This window comes from Streptomyces sp. TAA040 (assembly GCF_000424845.1).
In genome coordinates this window covers 130946-145303 of the sequence record NZ_AUKR01000006.1, presented here as the reverse complement: position 1 = coordinate 145303, position 14358 = coordinate 130946, and the positions used below count along the sequence as shown (strand labels likewise).

12 protein-coding genes are annotated in these 14358 nt (G+C 74.1%); 3 read left to right on the top strand and 9 right to left on the bottom strand.

The features are described 5' to 3' along the window. Window positions 1-39: 39 nt before the first annotated feature. From H300_RS0106350 to H300_RS0106325, 6 genes are all read right to left on the bottom strand, one after another. A complete protein-coding gene (locus tag H300_RS0106350; protein WP_028426768.1) occupies window positions 40-1089 on the bottom strand; it encodes a BMP family ABC transporter substrate-binding protein in 1050 nt (349 codons plus the stop codon). Between the two features lie 316 nt (window positions 1090-1405). Beyond that, complete coding sequence (locus H300_RS0106345) at window positions 1406-2653, bottom strand: amidohydrolase (RefSeq protein WP_028426767.1); 1248 nt, start codon at window positions 2651-2653, stop codon at window positions 1406-1408. A gap of 170 nt (window positions 2654-2823) precedes the next feature. Further along, the gene (locus H300_RS25280; protein ID WP_051269580.1) at window positions 2824-3939 is read right to left on the bottom strand and encodes a hypothetical protein; all 1116 of its coding nucleotides are present in this window, start codon (window positions 3937-3939) and stop codon (window positions 2824-2826) included. A gap of 1 nt (window position 3940) precedes the next feature. Further along, entirely contained in the window at window positions 3941-4882 is a 942-nt protein-coding gene (locus tag H300_RS0106335) for an N-acetylneuraminate synthase family protein (RefSeq protein WP_028426766.1), read from the bottom strand. A gap of 15 nt (window positions 4883-4897) precedes the next feature. Next, entirely contained in the window at window positions 4898-6127 is a 1230-nt protein-coding gene (locus tag H300_RS0106330) for an acylneuraminate cytidylyltransferase (RefSeq protein WP_028426765.1), read from the bottom strand. Between the two features lie 101 nt (window positions 6128-6228). Continuing rightward, complete coding sequence (locus H300_RS0106325; protein ID WP_078515752.1) at window positions 6229-7632, bottom strand: DUF6716 putative glycosyltransferase; 1404 nt, start codon at window positions 7630-7632, stop codon at window positions 6229-6231. Between the two features lie 166 nt (window positions 7633-7798). On the opposite strand from H300_RS0106325, the gene H300_RS0106320 reads away from it, so the two are divergent. Both H300_RS0106320 and H300_RS0106315 read left to right on the top strand, forming a co-directional pair. Then, entirely contained in the window at window positions 7799-8782 is a 984-nt protein-coding gene (locus H300_RS0106320; protein WP_028426763.1) for a glycosyltransferase family 2 protein, read from the top strand. Then, window positions 8779-10146 carry a hypothetical protein gene (locus tag H300_RS0106315; protein ID WP_051269578.1) on the top strand — a complete coding sequence of 456 codons (1368 nt, stop codon included), beginning with the start codon at window positions 8779-8781 and terminating at the stop codon, window positions 10144-10146. Before H300_RS0106320 ends, H300_RS0106315 begins: the two co-directional genes overlap by 4 nt. An 87-nt stretch (window positions 10147-10233) precedes the next feature. Here the strand turns inward: H300_RS0106315 and H300_RS0106310 are convergent, their stop codons facing one another. From H300_RS0106310 to H300_RS0106300, 3 genes are all read right to left on the bottom strand, one after another. Beyond that, the gene (locus H300_RS0106310) at window positions 10234-11076 is read right to left on the bottom strand and encodes a hypothetical protein (RefSeq protein ID WP_158678327.1); all 843 of its coding nucleotides are present in this window, start codon (window positions 11074-11076) and stop codon (window positions 10234-10236) included. 473 nt (window positions 11077-11549) lie between these two features. Continuing rightward, window positions 11550-12173: a SecDF P1 head subdomain-containing protein gene (locus tag H300_RS0106305; RefSeq protein WP_158678326.1), complete on the bottom strand. Its 624-nt coding sequence runs from the start codon at window positions 12171-12173 to the stop codon at window positions 11550-11552. A gap of 133 nt (window positions 12174-12306) precedes the next feature. Further along, window positions 12307-12828 carry a gluconokinase gene (locus tag H300_RS0106300; RefSeq protein ID WP_028426759.1) on the bottom strand — a complete coding sequence of 174 codons (522 nt, stop codon included), beginning with the start codon at window positions 12826-12828 and terminating at the stop codon, window positions 12307-12309. A gap of 473 nt (window positions 12829-13301) precedes the next feature. Between H300_RS0106300 and H300_RS25275 the strand changes: the two genes are divergently transcribed. Beyond that, on the top strand, window positions 13302-14240 hold the full coding sequence (locus tag H300_RS25275) for a L,D-transpeptidase family protein (RefSeq protein WP_106966715.1): 939 nt from the start codon (window positions 13302-13304) through the stop codon (window positions 14238-14240). Window positions 14241-14358 lie beyond the last annotated feature (118 nt).

Sequence of the window (14358 nt, the reverse complement as noted above, 5' to 3'; positions counted from 1 at the left end):
GCTCACGGAACGGGCCGCGTCACCGGACGGCCGCGGGGGTCACGGGGCGCTCTTGACCTCGATCTCGCCCGCCACGATCGCGTCCTTGGCTTCCTTGACCGCGTCCTGGACCTCGGTCATGTCGGTGAAGGCCGGGTTGGAGTCGGCCAGGCCGACACCGTTCTCCTCCAGGTCGTAGCGCACGACACCGGACTGCGGGTCCTCGTCCTGCACCGACTTGATGAGCTGGAAGACCGCGTCCGAGACGTCCTTGGTCATCGAGGTGAGGATGTTGTCCTTGAAGTCCGCCAGCGTCTTCTGCTCGTACTGGTCGGAGTCGACACCGATGACCCACGTGTCGCGGGCCGAAGCGGCCTCGATCACGCCCTGTCCGGCGAGGCCGGCGGCGTGGTAGAGCACGTCGGCGTCGGCGTCCAGCTGGCCCTGCGCGGCAGCCTTGCCCAGGTCCGGCTTGGCGAAGCCGCCCATGTCCGGCGGCTGGGTGAGGTACTGGCGCTTGATCTCGATCGCGTCGTCGGTGTCCTTGACGCCCTGGACGAAGCCGGCCTCGAACTTGCCGATGAGCGGCACCTCGACACCGCCCACGAAGCCGACGGTCTTGGTCTCGGTGACCTTGGCCGCCGCGACTCCGGCGAGGTAGGAGCCCTGCTCCTCACTGAAGACCATGTTGACGATGTTGTCGCCCTGCACGGTCTCGTCGTCGATCAGGCCGAAGGTGACGTCCGGGTTCTTCTCGGCCGCCTCCTCGATCGCCTTGGCGTAGGCGAAGCCGACCCCGATCACCGGGTTGTAGCCCTGCCGGGCCAGCTCGTTGAGCCGGCTCGCCTTGTCGGCGTCGGTCTCGCCGTCGGAGGGCTCGACGTCCTGGCCCTCGAAGTCGAACTCTTCCTCGGCCTCGGCGAGCCCGGCGTAGGCGGCGTCGTTGAACGACTGGTCGCCGCGCCCTCCGACGTCGTAGGCGAGGGCGGCGCCCTTGGTCTCCCCGGAGTCGGAACCGGAGTCGGTGGATGTGCCGCCGCAGGCGGCGGTGGTGAACGCGAGGGCCGCGGTGGCGGTGACCGCGGCGGCAAGCTTGGGGACGCGACGCAAGAGGAGGTCTCCTTCGACTCTCGAAAAGCGCCTCTTCCGGCGCTGGCTTTCCGGCTCAGAGTAACGCGCGTAGATGTCAGGTAAAGGGCTGACTGGGCTCCGTTATCGATTCGGTGTGAACATCGAGTTTCAGCCACTCCTCCGCGCTGTGCACGACACCCGTCGGCACGGCCGCGCACCACCGCCGCACGAGTGCGCCGAACGGCGGAACGCGTGGTTCCGGCCGCCCCCGCAGAGCCTCGTGCGGGCCGCTCTCGGGCAGGGACCGGGACTCGCCCGGCCGACCCCTGCCCGAAGGCGTCAGTCGCGGACAGCGTCAGTCGCGGACGGCGTCGAGGAGGACAGCCGCGGTGAACAGCTCCACGCCGACGGTGAGGGCGTACTCGTCGGCGTCGAAGTCGCCCTGGTGGATGTCGCGGGGGACGGTGTCACCGGGCGGGCGGACGCCGAGCCGGGCCATCGCGCCCGGGACGTGCTCCAGGTACCAGGAGAAGTCCTCTCCGCCGAGGCTCTGCTCGGTGGACTCCACCGCGTCCGCACCGAGGCGGAGGGTCATCGCGTCCCGCAGCAGCTCGGTGGTGGTCTCCTCGTTGACGACCGGCGGGACACCCCGGATGTAGTTGATCTCCGACTTGGCACCGTGCAGCGCCGCGACCTCGTCCACCGCGGCGTGCACCAGGTCGGGTGCGGCCCGCCAGCCCTCCAGGTCCAGGCAGCGCACCGTGCCGGACAGCTCGGCCTGCTGGGGGATGACGTTGCAGGCGTGACCGGAGGCCACCCGGCCCCAGGTCAGCGCCAGCCCGGACCGGGCGTCCACCCGGCGGCCGAGCAGCGCGGGCACCTCGGTGGCCACCTTCGCGGTCGCCGTCACCAGGTCGGTGGTGAGGTGCGGGCGCGCGGTGTGGCCGCCCGCACCGCCCAGGGCCAGCTCCAGCCGGTCGCAGGCGGAGGTGATCGGACCGGTCCGCAGGCCGATGCGCCCGGCGTCCACCCGCGGGTCGCAGTGGACGGCGATGATCCGGCCGACGCCGTCCAGCGCGCCGGACTCGATGGCGTCCGTGGCGCCGCCCGGCAGCACCTCCTCGGCGGGCTGGAAGATCAGCCGTACCGAGTGCGGGAGCCGGCCCTCCCGGGCCAGCTCGGCGAGGACGAGCCCGGCGCCGAGGACGGTGGTGGTGTGCACGTCGTGGCCGCAGGCGTGCGCTCGGTCCGGCACCGTGGAGCGGTAGGCCACGGCCTTGGTGTCCGGGATGGGCAGCGCGTCGATGTCCGCCCGCAGCGCCAGCATCGGCCGTACGCCGTCCCAGGCGTCCGCGGCGTCCGGGTGGATGTCGCAGATCACGCCCGTGCCGCAGCGCATGACCCGGGGGCGCAGCCCGGCCCGCTCCAGGCGGGTCTTGACCGCCGCGGTCGTCCGGAACTCCTGGTGACCCAGCTCGGGGTGCATGTGCAGGTCGCGCCGGAACCCGACGAGCTCGGCCCGGAGCGCCTCCGGGAGGGCGCCGGGCAGCGGCGTCTCATCATCGGTCCGAGTGCCGGACTGGAGTGACAGCAGTTGGTTCACCCCACCGAGCGTATGCCCTGAAGACGGCCGGTCGGCCACCGATCAAGAAAAGTTGAGCCACCCAGGGGGGAAATTCACCAAGGACCCGTGCATACGAGCATACTCGATTGGGTATGTCGTCAGGTTCTCCCTGCTGCGATATCGGCGGGTTCCGGCAGGTTCGGCGCCGTTCAGGGGGTCGCGGGCACCGAGGCGAGCCGGTGGACGTCGCGAGCCGTCCCGGTGACCCCGTCCAGGAAGCTCTGGGCCCGCGGCGAGGCGTGGTCGGTCAGCCATGCGGGGTCCACATCGCAGACCGCGACCTTGGCCTCGGTGCCGACCAGTGCCAGGGGCAGTGTGTGCACCACGGTGGACGGGAAGCTGAGGATCATCCGCCCGATCGGCCCGCGCCGGGCGACCAGCTCCAGCGGCAGGTCGGGGCGGACCACTTCGAGACCGGCTTCGACAGCGACCCGGTGCAGTTTCTCCGGGCTCTCCCTGCGGTGCGCGAAGTAGCGGGTGACGTCGTGCCGGCGGGCCAGGGCCGCGACGGCCGTCAGATAGCGGTCGGCGTCCACCACCCCGGTCTCCACCAGCGAGGTCCCGACCAGGTCGGTACTGCGGGTCAGCCGCGGCGGGCCGAACCGCTCCCGGGTCCAGGTGAAGGCGTTGGTGGTGATCCGCACGTGGCCCGGTGCCTCGACCGGCATGGCGCTGAACACCTCGACCGGACGGTGTCCGGCCGGGGTGAGCCGACGGCGCGCGGCAGCCGAGACCGGGGCGAACGCCAGGGACCGCAACCCCCCGGCGCCCTTGCGGTGCCAGCGCACGAAGCGCTTGTCGCCACCGGCCAGCTGGGCGACGAACTCCATGGTGGCGGTGCCGTCGTCCACGACGGTGAGGGCCGCCTCGCTCCCGGCAGCGGTCAGCAGCAGCTGCACGTAGCGCGAGAACGGATCGCCCACCACGATCCGGCGCGCCCTGCGCATCGGCCGCACCAGGGAGCCGATCGTGCGGAACGGTGCGAACGCGCCCTCCCTGGCCTGGGCCCACTGCACCACGTGGCCCTCCTCGCGGGCCAGCTTCGCCATCCGGCGCAACTGGCCGCGGCTCATCGGGTCGCCCGGCGACAGCACCACCACGGTGAGGCCGCCCGGGGCACCCGGCCCCTCCGGGTCGCCGGGCGCGGTGTGCGCCCACTCCAGGACGTTGAGCAGCTGGACCGGGCTCTCCACGAAGGCAAGGGTGCCCCCGGCACGGGCACCGGAGCCGGTGCCCGTGCCGGGGGCCTCCTCGGACCGACTCATCTCAGACGGCCGCGGGCTCACGGCCGGACTCGGCCGACTCGACCACCACGCCCTTGACCCGGCGGAGCTTCTTCATCGGGGCCAGCTCGCTGTCGTAGACCTTCTTCACGCCGTCGCCGAGCGAGGCCTCGATGGTGCGGATGTCGCGCACCAGCCGCTGCAACCCGCCGGGCTCCACCGAAGCGGCCTGGTCGGAACCCCACATCGCACGGTCCAGGGTGATGTGCCGCTCGACGAACGCGGCGCCGAGCGCGACCGCCGCGAGCGTGGTCTGGAGGCCGGTCTCGTGGCCCGAGTAGCCGATCGGCACGTTGGGGAACTCGTTCTGCAGGGTGTGGATCATCCGCAGGTTGAGCTCCTCGGCCCTCGCCGGGTAGGTGGAGGTGGCGTGGCACAGCAGGATGTTGTCGCTGCCGAGCACCTCGACCGCGTGCCGGATCTGCTTCGGGGTGGACATGCCCGTCGAGAGGATGACGGTGCGGCCGGTCGCGCGCAGGGCGCACAGCAGCTCGTCGTCGGTCAGCGAGGCGGAGGCCACCTTGTGGGCCGGGACGTCGAACTTCTCCAGGAAGGCGACGGCCTCGGTGTCCCACGGGGAGGCGAACCAGTCGATGCCCCGCTCGCGGCAGTGCTCGTCGATGGCACGGTAGCCGTCCTCGTCGAACTCGACCCGGTGCCGGTAGTCGATGTAGGTCATCCGGCCCCAGGGGGTGTCCCGTTCGATGTCCCACTGGTCGCGCGGGGTGCAGATCTCGGGGGTGCGCTTCTGGAACTTGACCGCGTCGCAGCCGGCCTCGGCGGCGGCGTCGATCAGGGCGAAGGCGTTGCCGAGGTCGCCGTTGTGGTTGATGCCGATCTCACCGGTGACATAGACCGGACGGCCGGGACCTGCGGTCTTGGCACCGAGAGTACGCAGCCGGTTGGCGGAGTCGTGTGCAGTCATGATGGCTGGGGTTCCTTACTTCTCAAGAGTGGGGCCGAGAATCCACGAGGCGATCTCGCGGATCGCGCCTCCGCCCCCGGGGGCGGAGGTGACTGCGCGGGCTGCGCCGCGTACGACGTCGTGAGCACCGGCCACCGCGACCGGCCAGCCGACCAGGCCGAAACACGGCAGGTCGTTGACGTCGTTTCCGACATAGAGCACGCGCTCCGGCGCGATGCCCTGCTCCTCGCACCACTGCTTCAGCGCGAGGTCCTTCCGGTCGATGCCGTGCAGTACGGGGATCCGCAACTTGCGGGCCCGCGCGGCGACGACCGGGTTCTGCTCCGTGGAAAGGATCAGCATCTTCAGCTCCGCGCGGCGGAGCGCGGCGATGCCGAAACCGTCGCCGCGATGCACGGCGACCGTCTCCCTTCCCTCGGAGTCGACGTACACCCGGTCATCGGTCTGGGTGCCGTCGAAGTCCAGTACCACCGCGTCGACGTCCGCCCGGGACGGCAACGCGTCCGCGCGGTGGGTGTCGAGCAGGGGCGCCAGTGCGCGGGCCCGGGCGAGGTCGTGCGGATCGTCGACCTCCAGCACCCGCGCGGGGTCGGTCGGCACCGGCTCGGTGCGACCGAAGAAGCGGTGGCCGGCGGCTCGGAAGCCATCGGCGCGCATGGCGTAGGCGGCACCCGTCTCCAGCAGGTCCTGGGGCCGGTCCTGGCGACGCGGCCGGAACGCCTTGTCGTGGTTGACGCCGAACCCGCCGGCCTCGGCGGCCGGGCCCTTCGAGGAGGCACCGGCGGCTTCGGCGCAGGCGCCGGCGGCGCGCCAGAGGAAGCCGTGGAAGGGTGCCACGGCCAGGGCGCTGTCGGCACCGTCCACCAGGACGGCCTCCGCCACCGCGGAGACGTCCTGCCGGGTCAGGAACGGGCTGGTGCACTGCACCAGCAGCACCGCCTCGACGGAGGCGCCGGTCCGCTCCTCGTGGGCGTCCATCGCGTGCAGGACGGCCGCCTCGCTGGTGGCCGTGTCGCCCGCGATCGCGGCGGGCCGCTCGACCACCCCGGCGCCCGCGCCGCGTGCCGCGGCGGCGACGGCCGGGTCGTCGGTGGAGACCACCACATCGGTGACGTGCCGGGCGGCCAGGCACTCCCGCACCGCGCGGGCGACCAGCGGCACGCCCCCGACGGGCGCGAGGTTCTTCGCGGGCACGCCCTTGGAGCCGCCCCTGGCGGGAATCACGGCGAGGACGGTGGGAGGCACTGCGGCTCCTTGCTTCGGGGCCCGGTGCTCGCAGGGCGCGGGCGGGGGCGGGGGCGGGGAGGTCGCCGGGGGCCCGTTCGCGGGCGGCGGGGGCGGGGGCGTCACAGCTGCCCCATCCGGCGGATGACCGGCGCCACCCGCTGCACCCCGTGCCGGTAGGCGCCGCGGGCAGCCTTGCGGAGGGCGTCCCGTGCGGCCCGGCGCACCGCGGAGACCTGCTGCGGCGCGGCACCCGCACGCAGCGAGCCGTCCGGGGCCAGGCCGTGCCGGGCGAGCACACCGGGCAGGTAGCCGGACGCGGTCACGGAGGTGTAGTACGGCGACACCGGGGGCAGCTCCTCGCGTCCGAGCAGTGCGCTGGCGCGCTTACGGGCGGCGTCGTACGCGGCCTCGTACGGGCCGTCGGAGGTGACGCCCTGGTACCTCGTCCACTCCGGGTCGGCCTCCGGCAGCAGGCCCGCGTCCAGTTGGTCCCAGGAGGCGAGGCAGCCGGAGCCGAGGAAGTGGTGGTTGCCGAGGGCCTCGCGGATGCCGAGGTCGGTGAGAACGGCGGTGGGGATGTGCCGGTGCAGCGACTCCAGCGCGGCGGTCGAGCTGACCGTGACCAGGAGGTCCGTGCGTTCCAGCACCTCGCCCATGTGCCCGTAGACCAGGCGGCAGTTGACGGGCATGCCGCCCGGCAGCCGGTCGGCCAGCTTCTGGTAGGGCTGCTCCTCGATGTGCGTGGTGTGCTCGCCCGGCCGGCTGCGGAGCTTGATCAGTACCTCGCGGTCGGGATGCTTCCGGGCGTGCCTCGCGGCTCGGCACAGCAGGTGCAGCCGGTCGGCGCGGCTCGCCGGCACCGAGGGCTGCACGGCGAAGGTGACGGTGAACGGCCGCTCCCCGGGCGCCGCCGGGGCGTAGCGGGCGCCGCCGAGGAAGGGCAGGGCGCACTCCACCACGGCCTCCGTCCCGGCGCCGACCCCCGCGTACACCTGGCGGAAGCGCTCGGCGTCGAAGGCGGAGTTGGCAAGGAGGAGGTCGGCTCCGTGCCGCAGCAGGAGACCGTCGGCGAGCTTCTCGTAGACGACGCCCACGTAGCCGGTGACCAGTACCGGGCGGCGGCCGGCGGGAGCTGCGGCCCGGTACCGGTGTCCGAGGCCGTGCAGCATGGCCTGCACGGTGCCGCCGACGCAGGCGAGCACCACCAGGTCGTAACCGGGCGCTCCCCCGGTGGCGTCGCCGCTCGGAGCGGCGGTCGGGCCGGCGACGTCGAGGAACTCGGCCGCGGTGACCTCCCGAATCGAGGCGGCGCGGACCCCGACCTCGTCCAGCTGCCGGGCGGTCGGGGTGGCCCGGCCGTTCAGCAGCAGGCCGTCGATCACCGCGTCCGGGGCGAGGCGGTGCGCGGTGAGCGCACCCCACTTCCAGCGGGTGTCGGAGTCGGCGAGCACCGCGACGCGCAGCGGGCGTCCGTCGGTGCCGGGTGAGTTGCTTGAGGGCACGTCCAAGACGCTAGAAAGCATTGGGACCGGTCGGCCCAACGGAAACACAACAGACGGTTAACAGCGTCTCGACACATGGCCAACCGGGCCGGCGGAGAGCGCAGTTCACCACGGTTCCACGTGCAGTTCACCCGGCGGACGCCGGTCGTCAATTCCGGCTGCCGAATGGCCGTCTAATGTCCCCTGCGTGGTTAAGCTCTCGGTCATCGTGCCGTTCTACAACGTGCGCTCCTTCGCTCCCGACGTGCTGCGCAGCCTGCGGGCCAACGCCGATCCGGCACACGAGTTCCTGCTGGTCGACGACCGCTCGACGGACGGCACGCGGGAACTGTTGGAAAAGGCGGCGGAAAGCCTTCCCGGCGCGGTATTCGTCCCGCGCGAGCGGAACGGCGGCATCGCCGCGGCCCGGAACAGCGGGCTGGACGCGGCCCGCGGTGAGTTCCTCACCTTTCTGGACGGCGACGACTGGCTTGCCCCCGGCCACTGCGCACAACTCCTCGGCGCGATCGAGGAGCTCGGCTGCGAATTCGTGCGCACCGACCACGTCCGGTGCACCGGTGCGCGGCGCACCGTGGCGCGGGTGCCGCACGGCCGCCGCGGTACGGTCCTCGACCCGCGGACGGCGATTCTGCCGGCCGGGCGCACCACCTGCGTCGACTACTCCTACGCCTGGGCGGGGGCCTACCGGCGGTCGCTGCTGGACCGCGGCCTGCTGCACTTCCACCCCGAACTGCGCACCGCGGAGGAGCGCCCCTGGATCTGGCGGCTGCATCGGGAGGCGGCGTCCTTCGCCGTGGTCGGGCTGCTCGGCACCTTCTACCGCCGCGGTGTCGCCTCCTCGCTGACCCAGATCGGCGACGACCGGCAACTCGACTTCGTCCGTGCGTTCGACCTGCTGATCGCGGAAACGGCGGAGGACCCGGAGGCGGCGGCCCTGCTGCCGAAGGCGGTCCGCACCTACTGCGCGGTGATCCACCACCACCTCGTCAACGCGCGCTACCAGCCGCAGGTCGCCCGCCGGGCCCGGGCGCTGGGTGCGGACGCCCTGCGCAGGCTGCCCGCCGACCTGGTCGACGAGGCGCTCGACTCCATGGACGCCCCGCGCGCCGTCCGGCTGCGCCGGCTGCGCCGCCGTCCCGCGGGAGCCGACCGTACGGAGGTGGCGGCATGAGCGGCACAGGCCCGGCAACCGCCGCGGCGGGGCGGCCGTCCGGCGGGCGGCCCGTACGGACGACCCGGTTGTTCGTCGCCCGCTCGCTGCGGGAGGCGGCCCTCCACATCGCCGCGCTGCGCGACGGGCACCTGGCCGACGACGGCGTCCGGGTGCTGGTCGTCGGCGGGACGGCGGGGGTGCCCGGGACCTCCCCCGGGCCGTCCGCGTGGCCCGGGGCCGTACGGGACCGCTTCGACCGGGTGCTCTCCCTCGACGCGGCGATCCGTCCGCTGCACCCGGCGTCCTGGCAGCCGCGGGAGGACGACGCCCCTCTGTGGGAGCGGCAGTTGCGCTCCCTGTGGGAGCTGGGCGACGGCCCCGTGGAACTGGTGACGCACTCGCCGCTGCACCCGATGGCCCGGATCTTCGCGGACGCACCCGTGGTGGTCCTGGCGGGGCCCGAGGCGTACGCCCCGGCTGCCGCGAGGCCGGACACCGCCACCGGCACCCGGGTGCGCCTGCTGCTCCACCCGGACCTGCTGCCCGGCGTACCGCCGCTGCTGCTGGACGAGTTCGCCGTCCCCTGTGCGGCGGTGGCGGCGGAGCAGGTGCGCGCGGCCCTCGCCGACTGCGGCGCGGACGCCGGTGCGGCGGGGGCGGTGGTGGTGCCGCAGCCGGACGGCGGGGGCCCGGAGGCCGCGCTCGCACAGCTCCGGCGGGTCCGGGAGGCGGCGCCGACCGGGCCGTCCGCCGGTTCCGGTGGCGCGGCGGGGCCCACGGCGCTGTTCGTGCCCGCCTCGCCGGCCGAGGCGCTGCGACTGCGGCCCGCACTGGAGCGGGAGGCCGCGGCTCTCGGGGTGACCCTGCGGACGACCGACGGACTGCTGCCGGCGGAAGCCCTCTTCGGCGCTCGGCCGACTGCCGTGCTGGGCGAGGACTCGACCGCGCTGCTCGTCGCCCACACTCTGTACGGACTCCCCGTCGTCCGGACCGGACCCGGTCGGCGGGGCTCCCGGACGGGGCGCGCCGCCGACCCCGCGGCCGCGGTCGTCGCAGCGGCCCTGGACGCGCTCCTCCCCCGGGGACGCCCCTCCGGACCGCCCAGGGCCGAACCGCCGCCCGGCACCGGTACGGCGGCGGCGCTGCTGCGGGTCGTCGGCCACTGCAACCGGCCGGCGCTCGGTCCGCAGCAGCGTGCCGAGGTGCTGCGGACGCTGCCGGAGCTGCCGCCGGACCTCGTCCGCCGGCATGTCTCCCGGGCGCGGCTGGCGGCGCTCGGGCTCCCCGGCGGTCTGCCGGCCCCGATGACCGGCGCCGCCCGCAACCGCACGCTGCGCCGGGCCGCCCGCCGGGCACGCGCCCTCCGGGCCGCGCTGCGCTGACGCCGCCCGGTGCGGGGGCGGGGGCCCGGCGGACGGCCCGGAGGCAGGAGGCAGGAGGCAGGAGGCAGGCGGAGCCCGGCGGGCGGGTCAGGTGCGGATGCGGATGTGGTGCCGGGTGCGCAGCCGGTGCAGTTCCCACAGCGCCGCCAGGGTGACCGTGGTGGGACCGCCGAAGACCAGCAGCAAGCGCAACCAGACCGGAGCTCCCTCCGGCCCGTCCGAGACGAGGGCCACCAGTTCCAGCAGCGCGATCTCCCAGACCACCGCCACGGTGAGCACCGCGGGCAGGGCCGGGTGGATCACCCCGATCCGGAAGGCGCTCCGGCCGCCGTAGAAGCAGGCATAGAGGAACAGGGCCACGAACCAGAGGAAGGCGAAGCCGAGGAGGACGTAGCGGATGGTGACGACTACGTCGTCCTGCTGCTCCGGCGTCGGCGCGGTGGCACCGGCGAGCCAGGCCGTGCCCATCATCACCAGGACGATGCCGAAGAACAGTGCCACCTGGATCAGCGGTCCGCGCAGCCGGCCGCGCAGTGCCGCCCGGCCCGCGGCCGGGGTCAGCCGGATGAAGACCGCAACGGCGATCGGCCCGGTGGCCAGTATGGCCAGCGGCACGAGGAACAGGCGGGTAGCGCCGTTCTGGACGACCTCGCCCGCCGCGTCCTCGGTGCCCGTCCAGGCGTACGACCACATCAACAGGGCGGCGGAGAGCACACCGACGAGCGCGCGCCAGCGCTGGACCGTCAGTACCGCCCTGTCGGTGATGCGGTCCGTGGGCCGGGCCCCGAACAGCTTGCGGGCCACCCGGTGCGAGGTGCCCAGCAGCGGCCACAGCGGCACGAAGAACCACAGCAGGCAGCAGGTGCGCCACTGGTTCCTCGGCGGGGGCTGCGGCCCCCGCTGCGGCGGAATCCCGTGCGGCCCGGGCACGTATCCCGGCGGACAGGACGCCGGCCCGTACGGGCCCTGCGGATACGGCCCGTACGGGCCCGGTGCGTACGGCCCCGGCGGGTAGGGGGCCGGTCCGTACGGGCCCTGGGGCGGTGGCCCGTGGGGCGGTGGCCCGTGGGGCGGTGGCCCGTACGGACCCGGTGGGTGGCCGCCACCCTGCGGACCCGGACCGTACGGGCCCGGGCCCCATCCCCCGCCGCCGCTCATACGCACTCCCTCTGGCACCCACCGGCACCGTCCCGTTACTGGCAGCAGCAACCTAGCGGGCGGGGAGGCCTACCGGCAGGCGGACGGACAGTCCGGTCCCGGTTCGCTGCCGAAAGGGGACCGCGGCGTCACGAAAGGCGGAACACTCCGCGCCACGGCGGGGTCGCCGACGCACCCGGAGGGCCCGGGGAGGCCGTTCACGACGCCGGGGGGGGTGGCGCCCGGGAGCGGGCGCGCCACGGCCCTCAGCCGCGGCCGCCGAGCTGCCGGGCGAGCTCCTCGGCGCGACGCTTGCCGAAGCCGTCGCTGATCTGCAACTGACCGCTGGTGAGGGGCCGCTCGACCTGGGCGGCGGTCAGCACCCGGCGGTTCTCCGGCTCACCGTGCAGCACCGCGATCCGGTCGGCCGGCGGCGCCTCCTCCGAAGCCGCGCCGCTGAGCTCGGCGAGGCGCCCGGCGTCCTTCTCGGCAAGGCGGAGCTGGACGGTCCAGCCCAGGCCCGCCGCGGTGTTGTCCACGGCATGGGCCGAGGCGAGCCGGTCGACGGTGAAGGCCGCGGGCTCCAGCGAGAAGCAGCTGTCCCCGGTGCGGTCCGGCACCGCGAGCGGCACCCCGGCACCGTCGGCCGCCGGTTCCTCCTCCGCCCCGGTGCCGGGCGCAGCCGACCCCTCCGGGCAGGCGCCGGCGGTGAAGGCGGCGACCCGGTGGAAGGTCAGCGGTTGCGCGAGAGCCGCGGCGGTGGTGCCGCGGCTCTTCTCGGAGCGGTCGGAGCTGTCCTGCTCTTGCGTGCCGCAACCCGTGGCGGCGAGCACGAGCAGCGCCGAACCGGCCACCAGGCTCCTGCGGGCACGGAAAATTGTGTCGATCATGACGCGGATTGTTGCAGTATGCCCCGTTCGGGCACGGTTTCTCCACGCGCGGACCGCCGGACGCGCCCCGAGCGGCGGAACGCGACCCACCAGTGCGGCGCCCCGACCGCCCGCACGGTCGGGGCCGGGCGGCTCAGGACGCGGAGGGCGGCGGCGCGGCGGCGACGGCCTCCTGCGCCCGGGCCGCGACCGTCTCGGAAGGGTCGACGACCGACACGGCCGCGCCGGCCTCGTCCTCCTGGAGGGGTTCCAGCAGGGCGAACTGGGAATCGAGCAGCGTCGGCGGCATGAAGTGGTCCTGCCGGCCGGCCAGCCGGTCCGCGATCAGCCGCCGGTCCCCGACAAGATGGACGAAGAAGAGCTCGGGGGCGGCAGCGCGGAGCCGGTCACGGTAAGCGCGGCGGAGGGCCGAGCAGCTCACCACGCCGCCCTGACCGGCCTGACCGGCCGCCCAGGCGCCGATCGCGTCGAGCCACGGCACCCGGTCCTCGTCCTTCAGCGGCTTCCCGGCGCTCATCCTGGCGATGTTGGCCTCCGAGTGGAAGTCGTCGGCCTCCGCGTAGGGGACACCGAGCCCCTCGGCGAGCCTGCGGCCGACCGTCGTCTTACCCGTCCCGGTCACACCCATGACGACCACGACACGCGATGCATCCATGTCCCGAACCTCGCACTTCCGCTGTACCCGTCGACCCGACTGCGGTCCCCACTCAACCCCATAGGTATGACGTATTCAAGCCGGAGCCAAAGAAAGTCATACTTATTTGCCCGAAAGCTCGTGTACGCGCTCCGCGCCTCCGCGCCCCACCTCCGCGCACCGTGGCCGGTCGCACCGTGCGGAGCCGCCCTTCCGCCGACCTGCCCGAACCGGGCCCCGCGCGGCACCCGGGCGGGTACCCACCGGGCCAGGCCCGGACTCCCCCGGGCACCCGCGGCGCGGCGCACGGCGTGTCGGCGCGTGGACCACAGCGGGCCGGGGAACCGATACCAGCGGGAGGGCGTCCACCCCGGACGAGCCGGGGCGGGGCACACCGCAGGGCGCCCGGGACCGGTCGATCGACCGGACGAGCGGGCAGGGGGCCTACGGCAATGGCGAGCAGAGCGGGAAGACACGGCAGGACGTGGGGGGCGATGGCCTCGGTCGGCGTGCTGGCGCTGGCGGTGGGGTGCGAGGCGAGGGCGACGGCCGATCCCCCGCTCGGCACCGGGGACCGGAGCAGCACCACGAGGGGACCGGACGCGTACGGGACCGAGGAGAAGCAGGGCCGCCCCGCGGCGGACACCGGCGCCCCGCCCGAGGACGGAGAGCCGCCCGCCGCCCGGCCGGACACGGCGGCGCCCGCGTCACCGGAGAGCCGACCACCGAGTCCGTCGGCCACCGCGGACCGGCCGAGCACTCCCCGGCCCCCGGCACCGCCGCCCCGACCGGCCGCCCCCGGCGGCCCTCTGCTGACACAGGGCTCCGAGGGCGAGGCGGTGCGGGAGGCCCAGGCACGGCTCCAGCAGGCCGACGTCTTCCCGCGCAACCCGACCGGCTACTACGGACCGGTGACGGCGACCGCGGCCACCGACTTCCAGCGGCGGGCAGGGCTGGCGCAGAACGGCACCGTGGACGACGCCACATGGCGGGCGCTGCGGGCCCGCACGCAGCAGCCGACCCGGGAGCAGCTCCACCCGCAGACGAGTCTGCCGCTCGGCACCCCGGACGAGCGCTGCCGCGCCGGCCGGGTGCTCTGCATCAGCAAGGAGAGCCGGACCCTGGCCTGGATGATCGACGGCCGCGTGGTCTCGGCGATGGACGTCCGGTTCGGCTCGCAGTACACCCCGACCCGCGAGGGCACCTTCAAGGTGGACTTCAAGAGCCGCGACCACCACTCGACGCTGTACGACACCCCGATGCCGTTCGCGCTGTTCTTCAGCGGCGGTCAAGCCGTCCACTACTCCGCGGACTTCGCCGCGACCGGGTACGACGGCGCCTCGCACGGCTGCGTCAACGTGCGGGAGAGGAAGAAGCTGGTCGAGGTCTTCGACGCGGTGCGCACGGGGGACAAGGTCGTCGTGCACGACTGACGCGGCCGGTCCGGCTGACGCAGCCGACCCGGCACCGCGAGGTGCGGACCGCCCCCGACCGGGGCCGCCGCAGCGCAGGTTGCTCCGTGGCGGCAGCTGCTCCGCCTTCGACGGAAGG